17 protein-coding genes and 1 pseudogene are annotated in these 19554 nt (G+C 34.8%); 3 read left to right on the top strand and 15 right to left on the bottom strand.

From position 1 onward, the window contains the following. Window positions 1-16 precede the first annotated feature (16 nt). The 5 genes from SPD53_RS13565 to SPD53_RS13545 all read right to left on the bottom strand — a co-directional run bounded on the left by SPD53_RS13565 (window position 17) and on the right by SPD53_RS13545 (window position 5785). Window positions 17-775: an ABC transporter ATP-binding protein gene (locus tag SPD53_RS13565; RefSeq protein WP_336252886.1), complete on the bottom strand. Its 759-nt coding sequence runs from the start codon at window positions 773-775 to the stop codon at window positions 17-19. Window positions 776-778: 3 nt separating this feature from the next. After that, on the bottom strand, window positions 779-3034 hold the full coding sequence (locus tag SPD53_RS13560) for an ABC transporter permease (RefSeq protein WP_336252885.1): 2256 nt from the start codon (window positions 3032-3034) through the stop codon (window positions 779-781). A gap of 68 nt (window positions 3035-3102) precedes the next feature. Then, window positions 3103-3735: a TetR/AcrR family transcriptional regulator gene (locus SPD53_RS13555; RefSeq protein ID WP_336252884.1), complete on the bottom strand. Its 633-nt coding sequence runs from the start codon at window positions 3733-3735 to the stop codon at window positions 3103-3105. Window positions 3736-3875: 140 nt separating this feature from the next. Next, window positions 3876-5315, bottom strand: a complete 1440-nt coding sequence (locus SPD53_RS13550) for a DUF6179 domain-containing protein (RefSeq protein WP_336252883.1) — start codon at window positions 5313-5315, stop codon at window positions 3876-3878. Further along, window positions 5315-5785 (bottom strand): DUF6323 family protein, encoded by a 471-nt coding sequence (locus SPD53_RS13545; RefSeq protein ID WP_336252882.1) that lies wholly within the window; start codon window positions 5783-5785, stop codon window positions 5315-5317. Before SPD53_RS13545 ends, SPD53_RS13550 begins: the two co-directional genes overlap by 1 nt. 514 nt (window positions 5786-6299) lie before the next feature. Here SPD53_RS13545 and SPD53_RS13540 point away from each other — a divergent pair. Next, window positions 6300-7128: pseudogene (locus SPD53_RS13540) on the top strand (class I SAM-dependent methyltransferase). A gap of 662 nt (window positions 7129-7790) precedes the next feature. On the opposite strand, the gene SPD53_RS13535 reads toward SPD53_RS13540, so the two are convergent. From SPD53_RS13535 to SPD53_RS13525, 3 genes are read right to left on the bottom strand one after another with little or no spacing between them, the layout of a single operon-like run. Beyond that, complete coding sequence (locus SPD53_RS13535; RefSeq protein WP_336252881.1) at window positions 7791-8528, bottom strand: ABC transporter permease; 738 nt, start codon at window positions 8526-8528, stop codon at window positions 7791-7793. Between the two features lie 9 nt (window positions 8529-8537). Then, entirely contained in the window at window positions 8538-9296 is a 759-nt protein-coding gene (locus SPD53_RS13530; protein ID WP_336252880.1) for an ABC transporter permease, read from the bottom strand. Continuing rightward, window positions 9293-10204 (bottom strand): ABC transporter ATP-binding protein, encoded by a 912-nt coding sequence (locus tag SPD53_RS13525; protein WP_336252879.1) that lies wholly within the window; start codon window positions 10202-10204, stop codon window positions 9293-9295. Before SPD53_RS13525 ends, SPD53_RS13530 begins: the two co-directional genes overlap by 4 nt. A 240-nt stretch (window positions 10205-10444) precedes the next feature. On the opposite strand from SPD53_RS13525, the gene SPD53_RS13520 reads away from it, so the two are divergent. Next, window positions 10445-11170, top strand: coding sequence for a response regulator transcription factor (locus SPD53_RS13520; RefSeq protein ID WP_336252878.1), 726 nt, complete (start codon window positions 10445-10447; stop codon window positions 11168-11170). Further along, entirely contained in the window at window positions 11167-12588 is a 1422-nt protein-coding gene (locus SPD53_RS13515) for a sensor histidine kinase (RefSeq protein WP_336252877.1), read from the top strand. Before SPD53_RS13520 ends, SPD53_RS13515 begins: the two co-directional genes overlap by 4 nt. A gap of 952 nt (window positions 12589-13540) precedes the next feature. On the opposite strand, the gene SPD53_RS13510 is transcribed toward SPD53_RS13515, so the two are convergent. From SPD53_RS13510 to SPD53_RS13480, 7 genes are all read right to left on the bottom strand, one after another. Next, window positions 13541-14767 carry a hypothetical protein gene (locus SPD53_RS13510; RefSeq protein ID WP_336252876.1) on the bottom strand — a complete coding sequence of 409 codons (1227 nt, stop codon included), beginning with the start codon at window positions 14765-14767 and terminating at the stop codon, window positions 13541-13543. A gap of 1 nt (window position 14768) precedes the next feature. Further along, the gene (locus tag SPD53_RS13505) at window positions 14769-15920 is read right to left on the bottom strand and encodes a hypothetical protein (RefSeq protein WP_336252875.1); all 1152 of its coding nucleotides are present in this window, start codon (window positions 15918-15920) and stop codon (window positions 14769-14771) included. Then, the gene (locus tag SPD53_RS13500; protein WP_336252874.1) at window positions 15898-16725 is read right to left on the bottom strand and encodes an ABC transporter ATP-binding protein; all 828 of its coding nucleotides are present in this window, start codon (window positions 16723-16725) and stop codon (window positions 15898-15900) included. Before SPD53_RS13500 ends, SPD53_RS13505 begins: the two co-directional genes overlap by 23 nt. A gap of 34 nt (window positions 16726-16759) precedes the next feature. Beyond that, window positions 16760-17536 (bottom strand): hypothetical protein, encoded by a 777-nt coding sequence (locus SPD53_RS13495; RefSeq protein WP_336252873.1) that lies wholly within the window; start codon window positions 17534-17536, stop codon window positions 16760-16762. Next, complete coding sequence (locus tag SPD53_RS13490; RefSeq protein ID WP_336252872.1) at window positions 17529-18113, bottom strand: RNA polymerase sigma factor; 585 nt, start codon at window positions 18111-18113, stop codon at window positions 17529-17531. Before SPD53_RS13490 ends, SPD53_RS13495 begins: the two co-directional genes overlap by 8 nt. Before the next feature lie 780 nt (window positions 18114-18893). Next, on the bottom strand, window positions 18894-19364 hold the full coding sequence (locus SPD53_RS13485; RefSeq protein WP_336252871.1) for a hypothetical protein: 471 nt from the start codon (window positions 19362-19364) through the stop codon (window positions 18894-18896). Next, the coding region (locus SPD53_RS13480) for a helix-turn-helix transcriptional regulator (RefSeq protein WP_336252870.1) at window positions 19365-19554 on the bottom strand (190 nt) is incomplete at its 5' end. It abuts the gene before it with no gap.

The raw sequence follows: 19554 nt of genomic DNA, 5'->3' as shown, positions 1-19554 counted from the left end.
TATTCCGTAAAATAGGCTACATTTCTACTTTTAACATTTTCCTTGTTACTTTTTCTATTCGATTCTCTAAAAACGAATTAGAAAGCTTACCTAAATGCAGTTCATCGACAATTTGTCCATCCTTCATAAATAATATCCGTTCGCTTTGGGCAGCAACTTTCGCGTCATGCGTCACCAAGAGAATTGTTGACCCTTCTTGATTAATTTGTAGAAAACTTTTCATGATTTCTTTGGCAGACTTTGAATTTAAAGCTCCTGTTGGTTCATCAGCAAAAATCATTTTCGGTTCATTAATCAAAGCCCGACAAATCCCAGCTCTTTGCAGCTGCCCGCCAGATACTTGGTTTGTCATTCGGTAGGCAAGATCACCAATCCCAGTTCTCTCTAGAAGCAGCTTTGCTTTATTTGCTAACTCTTTTCCTTTTTTACGATTATCTCGCATTACTGGAAGTACAATATTATCGATAATCGTTAAGTTTTTTAAGAATGTAGGCTGTTGAAAGACAAAACCCATTTGTTGACGACGGATATCTGAGCGTTCTGTTTCTCCACATGCTGTAAGGCTTTGGTCGTTGAAGATTACCTCACCACTGTCGATTGTATCCATGCCGCTCAAAGTGTAAAGTAACGTTGATTTCCCTGATCCTGATGGTCCCATAACGGAGACAAATTCTCCTTCGTAAATGGTTGTAGATACATCCTCTAAGACCCTGACTCTTTCTTTTTCCACAGCAAACGTTTTATGAATGTGTTGTGCATGAATTACTTTTTTCATCAGTTACTCCTTTATATTTTCTGCAATTGCTATTTTCCCCGCTTGACTCGTACCTAGTTTCGTTGCCAGTAACGTAACCAATAACATCAATATTGGAAAACCCAAATAAATGAGTGGATGACTGACAAAGGTAAGTGCCTCTATACCAAAAGAAGCCATAACCATTCCTGCGATGGATTCTCCAAAGGTATTAGCCAATATGCTTCCACCTGCAACTCCAATGATTAGAATAAACATTCCACGAGTTGTATATTGCTTAGGAATGTCTTGATTGGTAAAACCAATGGCTTTTAACATCGGAATCGCTGGTCGATCCTTGGCAACTAGTAATTTCATAAATAACAGACTTACTAATCCTGTAATAAATAAAGCTACAATCAAAGAAACATTCGCTGCTGTTTTAATGGAAGCCATTGTCGCTCCAAATACTTGCTGTTTATGGTTATCGGCATCTGTCACTTTCACAAAAGGCAGAGCTTCCGACATTTCTTTGGCGTTAGCCGCTATCTGTGTCGTATCGCTTAGCTTGATATAATAGTTTAGCCACATCGTTGGAGCCGACTCATCAGAAGAAATAGCTTTCGCTGTCTTTCCCCCATTTAAAATATTGGAGTAAATACCAGATACAATAAAAATCTCCGAACCATGATCCGAAATAATTTCTATCGTATCCCCAACTTGTTTATCAAATTCAGCAGCATTCATGGAAGATAATGCAATTTCATTGAGCTGTTCTGGTGCTTTTCCAGCAGTGTATTCGATAGGAAACGCAGTATGATCACCAACTTCAATAATTATTTTTTCTTCTGAACCGTCCTCTTTTTTTGCTTTAAAGGATTTTGAGGTAATTTGGACGTATTGTTCAATAGATTCATTCTCATTTAAATAGTTTACAACTTGTTGTTCATTATCTACTGGTTCATCGGACTGATACATACTGACCATCAAATCCATCTCTCCAAAGCCAAGATATTTCGTGAAGGTTGGAGAAGAAACAGTTTGGTAAGTATTCCAAGGAACAATCATTATAAAACAAGAAAGCAACAATACAATCAGCATGGTTGTATACAGCTTCTTTCGAGACAGGACATCTTTTATTCCAAGAAATACATTGGCAGGTAGTAGCCTATTTTTACTAAGGAAAAAATAATTTTTTCGAGCAATTTTTTCCTCTGGACTACCTGTACGGATGGCTGTAGCGGCAGATATTTTTCTAAAGCGTCTCAATAAAAAATGAATGTAAGTAATCACGAATAGAAAAACAAGGCCACTTCCCAAAATAGCTAGTAAGATACTCCAACTAGCATAATCACTTTCTCCCATATAAAGGCGGATATTCTCTAATAAAGGTTCACTGAAAATAAATGATAGCAATAACCCGATGAAACATCCTATAAAAGCAAGCAAAGCATACTTAGCCAGATAGATTTTTTTGATATCCGTCAGTCGTAAACCAATTGCTTTCATCGTTCCAATCTCTCGATAATCCTCTTCTATTTTGGTTAATAAGGTAAAACGAATGCACATAAAGGCTATCATCACAATTAAAAAGCCGACTAATAGAATCATTGCGATCATAATCCCATCAGATAATCCATTAATAATCTTGAACAAACCACCTGTTAATGTGGGACCATTTGCCTCTAGGCCTGCTTCAGCATATGCCGTTTCAAATTCATTGGTTCTAGTTGGATCTTTCAATTGAAATTCGATTAAATATTCAAGGGCTCCTTCTGATACCAGTTCCTGATAATCCTTTTCATGTACTAAAAAACGTTTGGAGGAGGCTAACGGTGAATTCATCAGTGCATCTCTTAAGAAACCGGCAACTTGGAATTCCTTTCCAGCTATTTTAGCTTCATCACCAATTTGAGTAATTCCTTCCTTCATATAGCCGATTGGTACATATAGCTCTCCTTCAGCTGGTTGAATCGGCTGTCCATCCAAGTTTAATAGATGATCAAAATTCGGACTTTGCGTGGAGAAACCATTATCCTGTACACTATCTATTAAACTGTTTTTACCTAATTGAATTTTTGCCCCTGTAATATTCAGAAAGTCAAGGACCTGCATATCTTTAACATTCTCATGTGCTGCTGCAAAACTTTGTATTTGTTGCTTATCAATATCTCCACTGTGCATTTGCAGGAAATCTGGAACCTGTGCTTGTTTCGTTAAGGTATCGATGGACCCGATAAGATTAATCGTTAGAATAGCTACTAAGCTGACAAGTGTTGTCGCAACAGTAATAAATAACATCGTCGTTATACTTATCAGTTTATTTCTGAAAAGATCATTTCGTATGATTCGAGAATACATTTTTTCCTCTATTCTTTTGTCAAAATTCTAATCAACTGTTGACTAACTGCACCTTGCTCTGTCCCGAGAAGTCTTTCTGCGTTATAAGCAAAAGCTGTCATTCGCTGAGATTGTTCCTCTTGTGTTAATTCGATGGTTCCATCATCGAAAATAGTAGAAGCATATATCAACAACATCTCTACCGTTTCAAAAGGATAGTCTGTATGAAATATGTTTTCTTCTATTCCATCTTCAATAATGAGTGTAATAATCGGTGTGACTTCTTTAAATAACACCTTTTGAATCTTTTGGTGCATAAGAGCATTTTGCGGCTTATGAATATGTGTCATCAATTCTTCAGAAACAGCTCCAGTCACATTCAATGAAGTAATTGACATAAGTAATCGTTCAATCACAGGCAGTTCTTTTTTCTCTGCAATGGCTTGTGCTCCTTCGATCACCTTTTTATGATAGCGGTCAATAATCCCATCCATAATGGCTTCCTTACTTTCAAAATGATAATAAAGCGTACCTCTAGCAATTCCAATTTTTTTTAAGATATCATTCGTACTCGTTCCGTCATAACCCTTCTCATTAAATAATACTTCTGCCACATCTAATATTTCATTTCTTCTTTCCTGCGCTTCTTTAGACTTCCTCATCTATACCGCTCCTTTAACTTTAGACCGTCTGTCTGTCTATTGAATAGTATAGATTATAATCAAAAAAAACACAAAATGTATTCTTCTCTATAGTATAAAGTTGATTTTCCTTATAGTTATAATTACTTTACAATTCAAAGTTAGTAAAAACTAATTTCTTCATAATCAATATCATTAACGCACCCCTCAATGGCGTTTTTTTTATTAATATCAATGCTTTGAATGAATTCAATAAAATGATTTTGCCATTCGTTTTCATACATCTTTTCCTCGACATAAAGAGAAGATAAATCTGTGGCATTGTCCCGTAATTCTTCATAGAATACAATCTTCACCAAAATGGCCAGCTCTACTTCGCCAAACGTCTTAAAAAGTTGTTTATACTCATCCGCCAATAAACAGTCGCTATTCAGCATATCGATATAATCAGGAAGTGAATGAAAATTATTTCGAATCAGGTTCACTTTATCCACTGTCTTTTCGTAATTTGTGATTTTTTCAACTAATGATCGAAAACGATTATCACTCATTCTATCGGAGGCTTTGAATGCTGTTACAATAGATTTAGAAGTCAATTCCTTCTCTACGATGACCACGGTCTCAAGGCGGTTATGTTTTATAACATTTTTAATCCTCTGCACAAGGTTCATTCCACATTGGTTCAAGTAATCATTCATTTGAAGATCAATAATATTGAAATGTTCTTGTAAACGATCCACAGCTTTTAAAATAATGGATTGAATCTGACTATCATTTAACTTATGAAACAAATCATTTAACTGTTCATATTGATTGATTGAGATTTTTATTTGATTAGCATGTCCTCCTGATAACGTGGAAAAAACTGCATTATTGAATACTAATTCAAATATATTGAATAGTTCTATTCGATAATCGAAACCGCATATTCTCCCATAGTTAACCAAAAGATGTTGAAGATCATCTTTATCAAACAAAAGACAAAACTGGGTCTCCATTTTTAAATGCGTCAAATATTGTCTAAGGTAATAAACACCTTGAATGCTCATATCGTCAATCGCTAATGGATAATCAATACTGGCCATTGTATTATGTGCATCAAAAATAATGCCATATTTCTTTAAAAACACAGGGATGGACTCATCGATGGTTATATTATAAGCTTCTACCGCAATATCCAGTTTATTATTATTGAGCTCTTTATATAGTTGTTTTGTTTCCTCCAAACAATGGCGAATCAAATCCACACCTTGCTCGTATGCACTTGCTATATTGCCTTTTTTTAATACGTCAATTGCCTTATCTGGATCATCTAAATGATACAGATAAGCGTCTACAGCATATAAAATAGAAGTGAGTATACTGACAGCTGTTTCAGACGTGACAGAAGAGCTTTCTCCCTGGGTATACCGTCTAATCAAACTTTCTAATATAGACATCAATTGTCTTTGTGTACCCTGTACTTCTTCACTATTTAGTAAACCTACTCGTAATCCTTCATTTAAAATGGAAAGTGTATACTGGTTTTGTAATAAACGAGCTTGATTTATTTTTCCTTGTGTTACTAAGGAGCAATCGTTGGATCGTTTTTTTGATTCCATTATTGTTCCTCCTTTTCAAGAAAAGAGTTCCTAAATGAGAGATCACTTCTAAATTGTTCCGCAAATTCTTCAAGCTTACTCTTTAAAAGTTCCAAAGAACCATTGCAAACATTATCAAAGTAATCCTTCATGATACAAATCAATGGAATGTCCCCAATCTTATCTTCCGTCTCATTTTTTAAGTAATAAAATATTTCTTGCAGTTCATATAGGGTGGATACATAATTCTGATCATCAACGTAAGGGGAAGCACAGAAGACCCCCGCTAATTCTTTGATTACGTCAACACTTAGTTCCACTCGACCATAGCTTTGGAGGACTTGATTTCTAGCAACTATGATGTTTTTTATTTCATTACGAGTTAATATGAGCCCAAATTCTTTTGCTTTTTGGTTTATCTCTTCTATTTCATCGGTATGTTTTTCCAACATCGAAGAATTTAGAGTGTGAAGCATTTTGGGTAAAAACATATACACATTTCCTCCTTAGAAATATTTTTAAAAAACTATTGACTTTCAAACGGAAAAATGTTACGATATAATTACATGCGTAAAAATTAAGATTCAAGAGTATATTTTACTCTTCTCTTCCTCTTTTGTCAACGTTTGATTCTCCATACAAAAAACTGAATATTCAAAACACAAATCAGAATATTTGTATCCTTTGTCATACATTCACCTAAACTTATAAATTCATACCTAACTGATGTATGATAAATCGTATTTCATATCGTTAACATAATATAAAAGCGTGGCTTCGAAAGAGGTAATAAGGAAAGCAATCTAATTGCGAATAGATAGAGGATTGTAAAACAATTATTATATGATTGCCCACGTTATGAAAGAAATCTTTTTCATTAAAATGAAGTCGTTTTATTTGACAAAAAATTCACTTATGCTATAATTTACAGTTAAAACATTTGTGTATATAATAAGATTCTCCTGGCCAGGGGAATCTTATTTTTGTTTTTAGGAGGATTATTGTATGAAAAAAAATGAATCAAGCTTAACTTCCTTAATCTCAGCTTTTGGGCGAGCTTATCACAGCAAATGGAATTCAATTCTTTAATAGTCAAATTGCAAATGAGTTTCAAAATGATCCAGAAGAAATATTAAAATGGATTACACAAGTCCAACTTTCTCCAACCCCTTTAGCACGTGCTGCCTATTGTGAAAATGTATTATTGCATGAGATGTCGCAAGGTGTTAAACAGTATGTCATTTTAGGAGCTGGCTTAGATACCTTTTGTTTCCGACATCCCAATTTAAACGATAGTTTAGAAATATTTGAAGTCGATCACCCAGCCACACAAGATTTTAAAAAGATCAGATTAACAGAGGCTAATTATCAAATTCCAGACAATCTTCATTTTGTTTCAGCCGATTTCACTAAAGACTTTACTGTTCAACATCTTATCGAAGAAGGTTTTGAGACGGATAAAAATACTTTATTTAGTCTTTTAGGTGTTTCTTATTATTTAACAAAAAAGGAAACAACCAACTTACTTAATAAGTTATTTACCAAGGTTCCATCGGGAAGCTCTATCGTTTTTGATTATGCAGATGAGAATCTTTTTAAAGAAAAAGGATTGTCTAATCGCGTTCAAAATATGGTTCAATTGGCTTCAGCTAGTGGAGAGTCTATGAAATCATGTTTTACCTATTATGAAATAAAAGAATTATTAAAAGACTTAGGTTTAGTCATTGATGAACATTTATCACCTGTTGCGATTAACGAAAATTTCTTTCATGACCGTACGGACTATTTGTCTGCATTCGAAACAATTCACTACATCCATGCTGTAAAAAGTTAATACCCCAACTAAAAAATGAAAAAATATTTAGTTATAGATATTTTTATATCTTTTTCTGATAGTACTCTTTTATTGGGTGTTGGAACAGTTTTACTTCCCACTTTATGGGCATAATGACTCGGTAGCACTTTAAAATGCTTCTTGATATGAATTGTAATAACCAATCAATGTCTGCATAAATAAACACGGTGATAACCTCCTTCATACCGCCGTGTCCTAAAAAAGGGCGCACTTAATACACCCTCCGAAATCCTATTTTTAAAAAGGGAAAACGGCGGCTTTGAATTTTCTTATTTTCAAAACCGCCGTTTGATATATTAGCTGTCTGTATTGTTTTTGCACTCTAAACAAACAACGGTTTTAGGTTGTATTAGTGAGTGAAGAAATATGCAGTATGCTCAAAAAATCAGATCCCATTTTTAAGATTTTAAAATTTTTCTGTTTAGACCTCAGTCAAAAACCTAATGTGCTTATAAATTTTATAAGATAATCCGATTACCCTAAAATATTTCTAATGGTTTTCTCATCAACACCGACAGTTTCAGCTATCTTTACGCAAAGATTTTATCAAGAGATTGTTCCTCAACCAGCTTTTTAAAGTTCTTTAGTCATTTTCCGAATTCTATCGACTGAAATAACTCATTCGAGCCCGCTAAATGTAATTAAAAAGTATCCCGCTTAGTAAAATTCCGTAAACCATATATTAGTAAAACTACGAAGGTTCCAATAACTAGCGTATAAAATAACAAGTAAGACTGAATAGGTGATTCATCTTCAGGTGACATAGCTAGCATAGGTTGCGTCCAAGGATAAATCTGCCCTAAAGGTGTGCTGGCAACTATAATAGCTGGGAGAGTAAAAACAATACTAACAGCCAATGGTATACCAAAGGTTTTAGCCCTTATGGATATCGTTAGTTGTAGAAGAATCAATGGTAAACACGCAAAAATCCCTCTAATCACGAATCCGAATATTGTAAATATCGGAAGACTGCCTTCTATTCCTTTTACATAACCAAATCCTATAAAAAAGATTAATAGGATAACCATTGAAATAACTACCATTATTACTACCGTTAAAGACTTCCCTAAGAAGATATCCGAATATTTGATTGGTAAGGCTAATAGTTGTTTCCATCCTCCGCCGACATGTTCACTTCTGCAAACAAGAGCCGTGAATATCCCCACTAGAATTGGCAATACAAAAGGACCCATAAACAATGCTACTTGTGTCCACGCCTCTATCCATTCATTATCCCCAGGCTGCATAAAAAGGTCATAGTTTTTAAAGAAATTGATATAAGCCAGGCACACACCTAATAACGGACCTAGCAAATAAAGTAACCACAACTTGGAGCGTTTTAACTTTAATCGTTCAACATATAATATATTTTTCAACATAATCCCTCCTTACTGCACATTCTGTTTAGCAAAATGTATAGTTCCGATAAACATTAGGATGATACCTAATAACAAATTGATGACGAGGAAGGCAGAAAAATCTTGATTATACCCTAATCCTTCATATTGCAATATAATCGTTGAGACTTGACTTGGATAGGCTAAGGGTAACCATCTTGTCGTTTGAGCAGCTGCTAAAAATAAACCCATAATAGCAGAAATTGCTCCAATAAGAATTGAGAAAGCCTGATTTTTAATGGTCATGGATAACCAAAATTGAAACGCCATAATTGGTAATACGGTAATCAACATGCCGTAACTGTCGCCTATCAATAAGCCCCATGGAATATTCCCTTCAAATCCGAGTACCTTCCCTAGAAAAACCATTCCAATCAGAAAAATAGTAACAGAAAAGAATAGACTAATCATTAACCAAATAAATTTACTTAAATAGATTTTTCCTCTTGAAATAGGCATTGAAAGGGTTTGTTTCCATCCATTTGCCTGATGTTCAATATTCGCTATCACTGATGCAGTAAGTGTAACGGCTAATGGGAAACCTAGTCCAAATAACAAGCTATTGTCATACAATAAAAATATCCACATGGAATCAGCACCGAACATCTCCGCCTGTTTTTCCACAAACCCAGCACGATAGGTGAAATTCACCAACTCATATGCCAAGATAAGTAATGGAACCAATAATACAATAATCAATAACGATGAACGTTTTAATTTTAATTGTTCTGCCCACAATATCTTTCTCATAAGCTACCCTCTGTACCCGTTAATTCTAAGAAGATATCTTCAAGTGTTCTTTTCACTTCTTCCAGTCGGTAGACAGATACATCTGAATGAACCAAAGTAGCGTTAATATCTGAAACAAACGCAGGTTCCGTTTGGGCTAACCACAAGAAATCGTTTTGTAAATCAGCCTTTACTCCTTGCTCTTTTAATATTGCATTTGCTTTCATGACATCACTAACGCCGACTTTTAATAGTGGTTTCTGTTTTTGCCTTAAGCGTTCAATCGAATCTTGGAAAATCATTTTTCCATTATTAATGATCCCTACCTGTGTAGCCATTTGATCTATTTCACTTAACAAGTGGCTGGATACAAGAACACTCATTCCTGCTTCAGGCAATTTTTTAATCAACTCCCTAATCTCTTGGATACCAGATGGATCTAAACCATTAGTTGGCTCATCAAGTATTAATAAATCTGGATTACTAAGCATTGCAGCGGCAATCCCCAGGCGTTGCTTCATTCCAAGAGAATATTCTTTTGTTAGCCGGTTCGCAACTTTGGTTAATCTAACTATTTCCAATACTTCATTCACACGTTTTTCTGGAAGATCTCGTAACCTTCGAACCGCCTCTAAATTTTCACGGCCAGTTAAATTTCCATAGTATGTTGGGGACTCCACCAACGATCCAATCTGTTGTAAAATTTGCAGACGATTTTTTTTCAGGCTTTGCCCAAAAATTTCAATATTACCTTTTGTGGGTTTTATCAAGCCTAGTAACATGCGAATCGTCGTCGTTTTTCCAGCCCCATTTGGCCCAAGGAATCCGTAAATTTGTCCACGTTCAATCCGTAAATTTAGTCCATCTACAGATATGTGTTTTTTGTACTTTTTTGTTAGATCATTTGTCATTAATATTTGATCATTCATCTGTTTCTCACCTCATTTCTATCGTAAACGAAATAAATTAAACATGAATGAAACTTTCCCTAAACATTTGCTTAACAATCCAATTCCGAATATTTCTCCATCTCAATTACATACTTAGAGTAGCTTGGGTTATGGAGTAATTACACTTTTCAGTAACCTAAACGGGATATAAATTCTTTACTAAATGGGCTTTTTTATTTATGTTTAATGTAATAATGAAGATAGGAAGGGAGATAAAGTGTGACTTTAAAACTTGAGGATCATAAAATTCTTATCATTGATGATGATCGGCATATTTTAGATTTATTAATCACAATATTTGAAAAGGAAGGCTTTCAAAATGTCTTAACAGCCGCTACTGGAGCAGAAGCACTTTTAATGACAACACAAAATCATCCCCACATTATATTGTTAGATGTTATGTTGCCTGATATAGACGGCTTTACCCTATGTGGCAAAATTCGTTCGGAGACAGATGTGCCTATATTGTTTCTTACAGCAAAAACAACAGATTTAGATAAGTTGCAGGGTTTTAGCTTTGGAGGAGATGACTATATTACAAAACCTTTTAATCCATTAGAAGTAGTAGCTCGTGTGAAGGCTCAATTACGACGTTCTATTCAAATTCCATCCCAACATACACGGAAGCAAGTTTACGATTATGGCGTTTTTAATATAGATCCCAATACTGGAAGACTCATTGTTAATGGTGCACGAATAGAGTGCCCTACCCAGGAGATGAAACTTTTACTCTATTTTTGCGAACACCCTAACCAAATTTTAAGTAAGCATCAAATTTATAAAGATGTATGGGGAGAATTGTATGGTGGGGACAGTACGGTGATGGTACATGTACGGCGTTTACGTGAAAAAATAGAAGAAGATCCAAGCAGACCTAAATGGATTAAAACAGTCCGAGGATTAGGATATATATTTGAAACAGACGTAAATGAGGAATTGTTGTGAAATTAAAAAACCGTGTCGCCTATTACTTCGTATCACGACTTTTCTGGTTAATGCTTATTTGGGGCTTACTCATTGTTCTTAGTGTTATTTTGATTAGCTTTTTTCTCGGTCATAACAAAGAAGAAAATCCACAATTATCGATTAGCAAAATCGTTGAACATACGGATATGGTTGATCAAAAGCCTACAATAGGCTCGAAGACAAAAGAAGATTTGATAAAAAACAACATGTGGGTACAAATCTTGGATGAGCAGGGTAATGAAGTCTTTTCCATTAACAAACCAAAAAGCATGCCAGATCATTATGCCCCTGGAGAACTAGTGTCTGACTACTTATATCCTGCCAAAAAGGGTTTTCAGTTATCTACATGGTATGAAACCAAAGATAATCAGGATCTAACATGGGTTTTGGGGAAACCGATGACAAGTAATAATCCCTTTCAATATTGGGTGAATAATTTATGGGTTCTTTCCATCATCATTATTATTGGAATATTAATTGCCTTATTTTTTGGAAGACAATTAGGTGCTCCTTTACTCTATATTGTATCTTGGATTGAAAATCTATCTATAGGTAAATATGAAGAACCTTTTAATAATCGAAAGTTTAATTCAAAGCAACGCTGGCGAAATAAAGCTGAATATAAAACGTATCAAGAATTGACGCAGGCTCTTTCTAGGCTTACATCAACTCTTCAGAGAAACAAAGAAGAACGAGAGTTATTAGAAAAGACAAGGGAAGAATGGATGACGGGAGTCTCACATGATCTAAAGACGCCTTTGTCTGTTATCAAAGGGTATACTGTACTCCTTTCTTCACATGAACATGACTGGGAACAAGATAAAGTACGTCACTTTTCCAAAATCATGGAGGAACGTGTGGAGTATATGGAGCAACTAATCGAAGACTTCAATTTAACTTTTCAATTGAAAAATGATACTATTCCGATACAACTTGAACAAAAAGACCTTGTAAATGTTCTCAAAGGTACTTTGGAACAATTGAGAAAAATGCCTGAATCAAAAAATAAGGTGTTTTCATTTGAAACGAATAAGGAACAAATACTTTTTAATATGGATACGAAATACTTAAAGCGAGCATTTGAAAACTTAATCGCGAATAGTATCAAACATAATCCGCCTAATACTAAAATTAAGATCATACTTCATGAAAACCTGTCTCATCCAAGACAAATTCGTGTTTTAATTGAAGATGATGGGGTCGGTATGGATCAAGAAACGATTGAACATTTATTCGATCGATACTTCCGGGGGACGAATGCAACTTCCAATAATTCCGGAACAGGACTAGGAATGGCAATTGCAAGGCAAATCATAATAGCTCATGGCGGAGAAGTTGAGATAAATAGTAAACTTCAATTAGGAACCCAGTGTAATATTACTTTCCCAATCGAATAGAATCATCAAGACTATAAAATAACTTATCGGTTCCGATTTCCTTCATCTTTTCGTCAATCTGTTTAAGAATGTACTGTCCCAATGCATCATCAATTTGTATTTTTAAAAAGATGTATCAATCATTGCGTTTCACCTGCATCTGTATATAAAGATGTTTTGTATACAAAAGTATATACATAGATAAATCGACTATTTAAAAAATCAGACGGCTGTTGGTACAGCCCCACGGGAATTTCACCCCTGCAAGTATTGGTTCCAGCCCTACTCATAGCCTGCGACGCTTCAAACGCTGGAACCATGACGGTAGGGGAGTATCATTATCCAAACTGATGAGGCATCACCAATAATTCACCACGATTACGTTAGATTCATTGGTTTTCGCTCGTTTCTATGAGAAGTCATGGCACAAGAATCAGGTAGCTCACCATCAGCAGAACGTATCTGATTTTGTGTTTATATTGCACGGCGATCTGGGTCTGTCATGCATTTCTTCTCCCTTCGCAACTGCAAAGGAGGGTGATGATTTCCCCTTTCATAACCTTCAACAAGAATTTTTATGAAATGCAAAAAATAAGAGTGATTTGCTTGAAAAAATTGTGAAATACACAAAAAATCCTAACTGAACATAAGCCAGCTAGGCATAAAAATTGACTCATTTTGTTAAAAATTATGTGTTTGCACACGATAACCTCCTTCCTACCACCGTGTTCTTAAAAATGGCCGAACTTAATCCCCCTTTCGTAATTCTGTTTTTTAGAAAAACAGCGCTTTCCCCTGTTTCAAACAGGAAGAGAAAAAATATTAGGAAACAGTAAATCATACGTAGAAACGTTGGTGTATAAGTGTTTTGATCGATTTGAAAGTGTCAATTTTTTTGGAATAGTTGACATCTTAAACATTAGATATCCAATCCTCTTCTAAATAAGTTTCTTTTTAAATCCATGATGGTAAATCAATCCAATAAATCTTTATTTTGTTGACGAATACAAAAGATGATCGGTAAACTGATACTGATAACCAATAATAGGATGCTCGCATATAATTCAATCATTGGAATTTTTATCCATTGATACAAATCATTTTTGAGATAAAATGCATCTTTAAGTACTCGATTAGCAATGAAAATAAAAACAAAGCCAACTGGAATGATTTTCATTAATAATGACAAATAATGTTGACTGGTCTGAGAGAGGAATATGAGAATTCCACTATAAGCCATCCCAATCAAATAAACTAACAATACAACGTTCACTATCCACTCGGCAAATGTCCATTGATAAAAAGAGAGTAATAAAGGTTCTTCATTATCGATAAAAAATGAATTCAGCCCATTCGAGAAATATTGTGTAAAATCAGTAAAATACAACAAACTTCCAAAAAATCCTACGACACAAGTAATCAACAGAAAAGTAGCAGTCATACCAATAATAAATTGTGTCCAAAGAATGTTTCGCCCATGACGACTGCTCCATTGAATTTTTTGTAACCCTAACAAGCGATCTCTAACAAAAACAGAAGGAATCAATAAAGACAATAGAAAAATAAACAAGATAAGAATATTTTCAAAATAACTAGCAACTGTTGAAGTTAAATAACTGGGCAAAATATTCCGCCAACCTTCTTCCATAAACAATGTTTCTGAAAGCCTTTCTCTTTCTTTTTCCGTATAATGTTCATCATTGAGAAACACATCTGATGAATCAAATTGTTTCATAGAGTGATATAATTTTTGTAAGACATCGATTTGATCCGCCATTGAATGACCTGTATTATCTGTTAAATCTTGCTCAATCGCTTCTTTTTGTTTTACGATTTCTATCTCTTCTTCATTCATCTCGTTAATTGCCCCAAGGGGAGCATTTTCTTGATACCATGATTCAAACTCAGCATAATTTCCAAGTTGAAGTTTTTTTGCGATAGGGTTTTCCGAGACAATCTTGTCCGCTTGTTTGACCAAGGTAACATACTCCGCTTCGATTTCTGCTATTTCTTCATCTTCAAGCGTTTGTCCAAATCGATTTTGCCAATCAGAAGCATGCTCATAAATAGGAATTAAACCGCCATTCGGCCACAATTTATGGATAAAAGTCAACTCTTGATTGAAGAACACAATCGTTATCAAGAGTGCGACAAGAAGTAAAATCGGTTGAAATAATTTTTTAAACTCCACAGTAAACACTTTATTTTACCTCCTTCGTGGCATAGAATTTACTTGTTAAAATACCGCCAATACCTAAGAGAAATATGTTGATGACCATTGCAATTGATTCTTGCCACGGAATTGTTGCATAAGGTCCCATTTCCGTAAACCAATAGCCTTGTACTTTCCACAAGGAAATTGGATGCCACATCAATAGAGAATGCAAATTCCACCAACCCATTTGATTAATGATTTGTTCCAGCCCAAGAAAGACAACATAAATTACAATGAATACAATAAATCCTCGAAATAATTGATCTGTCCATAAGCCGACAAGAAAATTAAATCCGTGACAGAAGATGACTAATAAGCCGCCTAGTACAATAGATAAAATAGTGTAGTTTAACAATGTCATTGGTTGCCAAGGGATAAAGGGAATTTCCAGCAATTGTGGAAAATAAATATTGACATGAAATTGTGTCGACATACTTGTTTGCCACAAAGTTCCAATAGGGTGTATATAATTAAAAATACCAAAAGTCAACAGGACCATCGCTCCATAAAAAAGAAAGGTGAGAATGAAGCTCGCTGCATATTTGCTCACTTGTGTTTTACGTCCTGTTTTTGAAGTCATCACTAGGACATCTGTTTTGGTTAATCTCTCAGAAGTACTTCCATATAACCCAAGCAATAAAGCAAAAATTAAACTTTCACCCAAGATTGCATGAAATAATCGATTTCTAATAAAGGTAAAAACGCTCATTGTTTCTCCTGCCGCGCCCATTTCCAATGCAGCTTGTTCTTCTGCTAATTCATGGACAATGGGAGTTAATTTTTCATATTTTCGCTTCATTTTTTCGGTGACCGAGCCTTGTATTTGATAAAAGTTGATGATTTCCTGCCCTAATGCTTCTGTTGAATAACCTTGAAAAATATCCTCCAGTTCAGCAGTTTCTGTCAGTAATCGCTGTTGTTGCCTACTTGCGGATTGATTGGAAAGCTTTTCCCGAAATTCAGATGTAATGAACGACCCTGATTTTTCTTTAGTTTCCTGAACATAATCTAAATAAGATTGATCCAGTCCTGCTGTTGCAATATAGATTGTATTTAACAATAAACTGGCGATAAAAAACAGGAGAATCATTGGCTGTTCCAATAGTTTACGAACTTCAAAGGGGATGATCCGAAGCATTTGCAGCCACCCCATCTCGATAAATATACAGAAATGCGTCTTCCAAGCTTGGGCGTACTTCCAACCCTTCCTTTGGGATAAATGGACTGGCAATTCTAAGTAAATGACCTTCATCGCTTTCTGTTTCACTTAATAGCAATTGCTCTTGAGTTAATTGATAAGTAGCAGGAACTTCAAAAATTTTCCCTTGCACTGATCGCGTAATTTGAGAGGGCGTTTCGCAACAGTGCAATTGATGGTTTTTAATCATAATGATTTGTTTGGCAATCGTCTCCACATCCGAAACAATGTGTGTAGATAAAATGACAATCCTGTCTTGAGCAAGACGATGAATCAAATTACGAAAACGAACACGTTCTTTTGGGTCTAGGCCTGCTGTTGGCTCGTCTAAAATTAGTAACTTCGGATTATTTAACATCGCTTGAGCAATGCCTACCCGTTGGATCATCCCTCCTGAAAAACGTTTCATTTTCTTGTTTTTTACCTCAGAAAGTGCAACAAGCTCTAAAAGCTCATCAATCATTTTTTTTGCTTCTTTCTTATCCATTTTTTGTAATGCTGCAATATATTTTAAAAACCTTACAGGAGTGTAATTGCCATAATAACCAAAGTCTTGCGGCAAATAACCTAATATTCCACGATAATCCGCTCCCAGCTCTTTAATTGATTGTCCATTCCATAATATTTCACCAGAAGTAGGGAATAAAAGTGTTGTAATCATTTTTAATAATGTCGTTTTTCCTGCGCCATTTGGAGACAGTAATCCGTAAACACCATTTTCAAAAGTTAAAGAAATATCTTCCAAAACGAGATTGGACTGAAATTTCTTACTGACGTGGTTAAGCATTAGCATAGGTAATCGTTCCTTCCTTTTTCATAAAATAGTTGTGACGCAATAAATAGATAAACAAAAGGAGTAATCCAAAAACTATCCCTGCGACAATTAAATGCGGGAGATACAACAGAAGCTGAGTAATCCCTTCTTGTTTCCAAATAAAGAAAGCTCCCACAGTACCCCATATCATTGGCGTCACCCAATAACTGCAACGCAACGGTATTTTAAATTCTAAAAGGAGTTGAATATTCGCAAATAAAAACAAAGAAGTAAATGACAAACTAAACAATCTTATCAACGAAAGTTCTTGACCGAGTAATTGCCAAATAAGGACATTAGTACCTACAGAAACAATCAAAGAAATTCCGCTAAACGCCAACATACGTAAGATGAGTAGTTCCTTTAAAGAAACTCGTAGTGTCATCTTTAGTTCGAAGGTTCCTAATAGTTTTTCTTTCCAAATCCCAAGAAAATACAAAAGTGCATAGCAAAGAGGCGAAGCCATAAAGACAGCAAAATAAATTCTATCACTATGGCCTTTCTCAAGTGAATAATGTAAATCAGGAAAATACAGTATCCATGCTCCGAACAACAAAAGACCAACAATAAATAAAATATCTCCCATTCCCCAAAAAAGATAACGGAAACCAACTTCTTGAAAATAAGAACGAAGAAATCTTCTAAACGTTACAGGTTGAAGATTGGCTTCTTTTAAAATAAAAGCAATGCTATTTTCTTTTTCATCTTGTGTGAAAGGGATATGTTTACTTTCTCTATTCATAGTCACGAAACTCCTCTCTAATTTTTTTAATCAACCGATAATACTGAGCTTTGATTCGTTCTTCTTTTTGATCAAGCAATGAAGCGATCTCTGGGAATGATAACTCCCCATAAACTCGTAACCGGAAAATTTCCTGAATTTCCGGGCGAAAACTTGCAACATACTGATTAATCGCCTCTAACAGTTCCTTCTGACACAAACTTTGATCAAAATCCTTTTCCTCTATCCACTCTACATCTTTCAATTCTAACCAAGTCATTTTCACCTTACGTCGTGTGTCAATGACTTTATAGGTTCCAATACGAAAGAGCCACGTCCGAAATGAAGATTTGCGATCATCATAAGAGCTAAGCCCTTTTAGAGCAGCGATAAAAACTTCCTGTGTTAAATCAAGAGCGTCATTTCCATTACCCACTTGACGATAAAGATAAAAATACAGGTCATCGTAATAACGCCGAATCAATTCATCCGCAGCTTGATTCGACCCTTTTTTTAATATGTAACGGATTAAACGCTTATCAGTTAACACTTTTCTACTCCTTTCGACTTCATTACTCTTATATTCGAAATCCAACATGCAATCGTTGCACTTTTTTACTTTTTATTTTTAAACTATATCAAAGTCAGATTTCTAAGAATAAAAATTTATTGTGCCTTACCTAACTTAACTTTCCTCCAAAAAATACGAGCTTTCACCTTCCCTAGTTGTTGCTTATTATGAAAAGTTAAAGATTCAGGAAAATATTCCTGAAAAATGAACATTTTAGATGTTTATGGCGGGGTTATATATGAAAGGAGCCTTCAACCTTTTTCAAGATTGAATATTAAAAGTACCATAACATAACCAATCTGAATCAACCTTCTTTTTAAGGATATAATTTCTTCGTATAATTCCATTTTTCATTTCAAAATCTATTGCTCGTGTTCCCTTTTTTTGTAATGACACAAGTGTTTACTTTGTCGATATTGCCACGGTGGATCAGCATAAATAATGTTGTATTTCATTTTTCACCAGTCCAAAGTTTAGCTACAACTAAAAAACGACCTTTTGGCGGAGGAAAGTCCTTCAAAGGGCGCTTAGGTGTGCTGATAAATTTATAAATGTTTATCCCAACTTAATTAAGAATATGCAAAAAAGGCTTGATAAACAGAGACCTGCAAATATCTAGAAAATAAAAAAGAGATATTGCTTTTACACAATATCCCTCACTTTTCTCCGTTTCCTCTGGCGGAGTCTTGGCGGAGAACCTATTCATTATATTCATTTCATCCATTTTATGTACCATCAAAATGCAGTCAAATCAACGTTTTCGCTTCAAATGCTCTTAGTGAATTATTCCCGATTGATGAATTACCGTTAGTCATCTGTCAGATCCTTATTCTTTTTGTAAGAACGCTTCAGTGAAATGTAGTCAAATAAAAAATAAAAAATCGTGAAAAGTATCGGCAATGCAATCAAGTCTAATCTATCTTCCCAATTACCCGGAATTCCTTTAACTATTAGAATTATAATAAAAAAGATCACGCCTACTAACAAAGAACGTTTAACAACCTTTCGTCTTCTTTTAATATAATCCTGCTTATCCGATACTTCCGTATGTTCTATTCCTGAGAAAATATAGCGGAAATAAGAATATCCCATCATAAGGAATGGTCCTATCAATAATATAAATTGAGTATCTATATTAATATTTAAAAAATACTTTAAAAGCCCTAATACTAGTAAAATTACTATTGTTAAAAATGTGGTCTCAGCCATAAAATAAAGTATTCTCGTCCGTTTGTACTCGTCTTCTGGTAAAAAAGCATTTAAAAATGAACGTATCATTTAATCACCCTCCCAAAATAAATCATCTAATGTTTTGTTTAACTCTTTAGCAATAGCAATACACAAATTCAGACTGGGATTATACTCCCCTTTTTCAATCAGTCCGATTGTTTGCCTTGTAGCATTCACTTGTTTTGCAAGTTGTGCCTGAGTTAAACCTTTTTCCACCCTTGCTAATTTCAACTTACTT

The organism is Oceanobacillus sp. MO10714A (assembly GCF_037072045.1).
GTDB lineage: Bacteria > Bacillota > Bacilli > Bacillales > Amphibacillaceae > Oceanobacillus > Oceanobacillus indicireducens.
The sequence above is the reverse complement of the archived record's forward strand: the minus strand, read 5'-3'. Positions and strand labels throughout refer to the sequence as shown.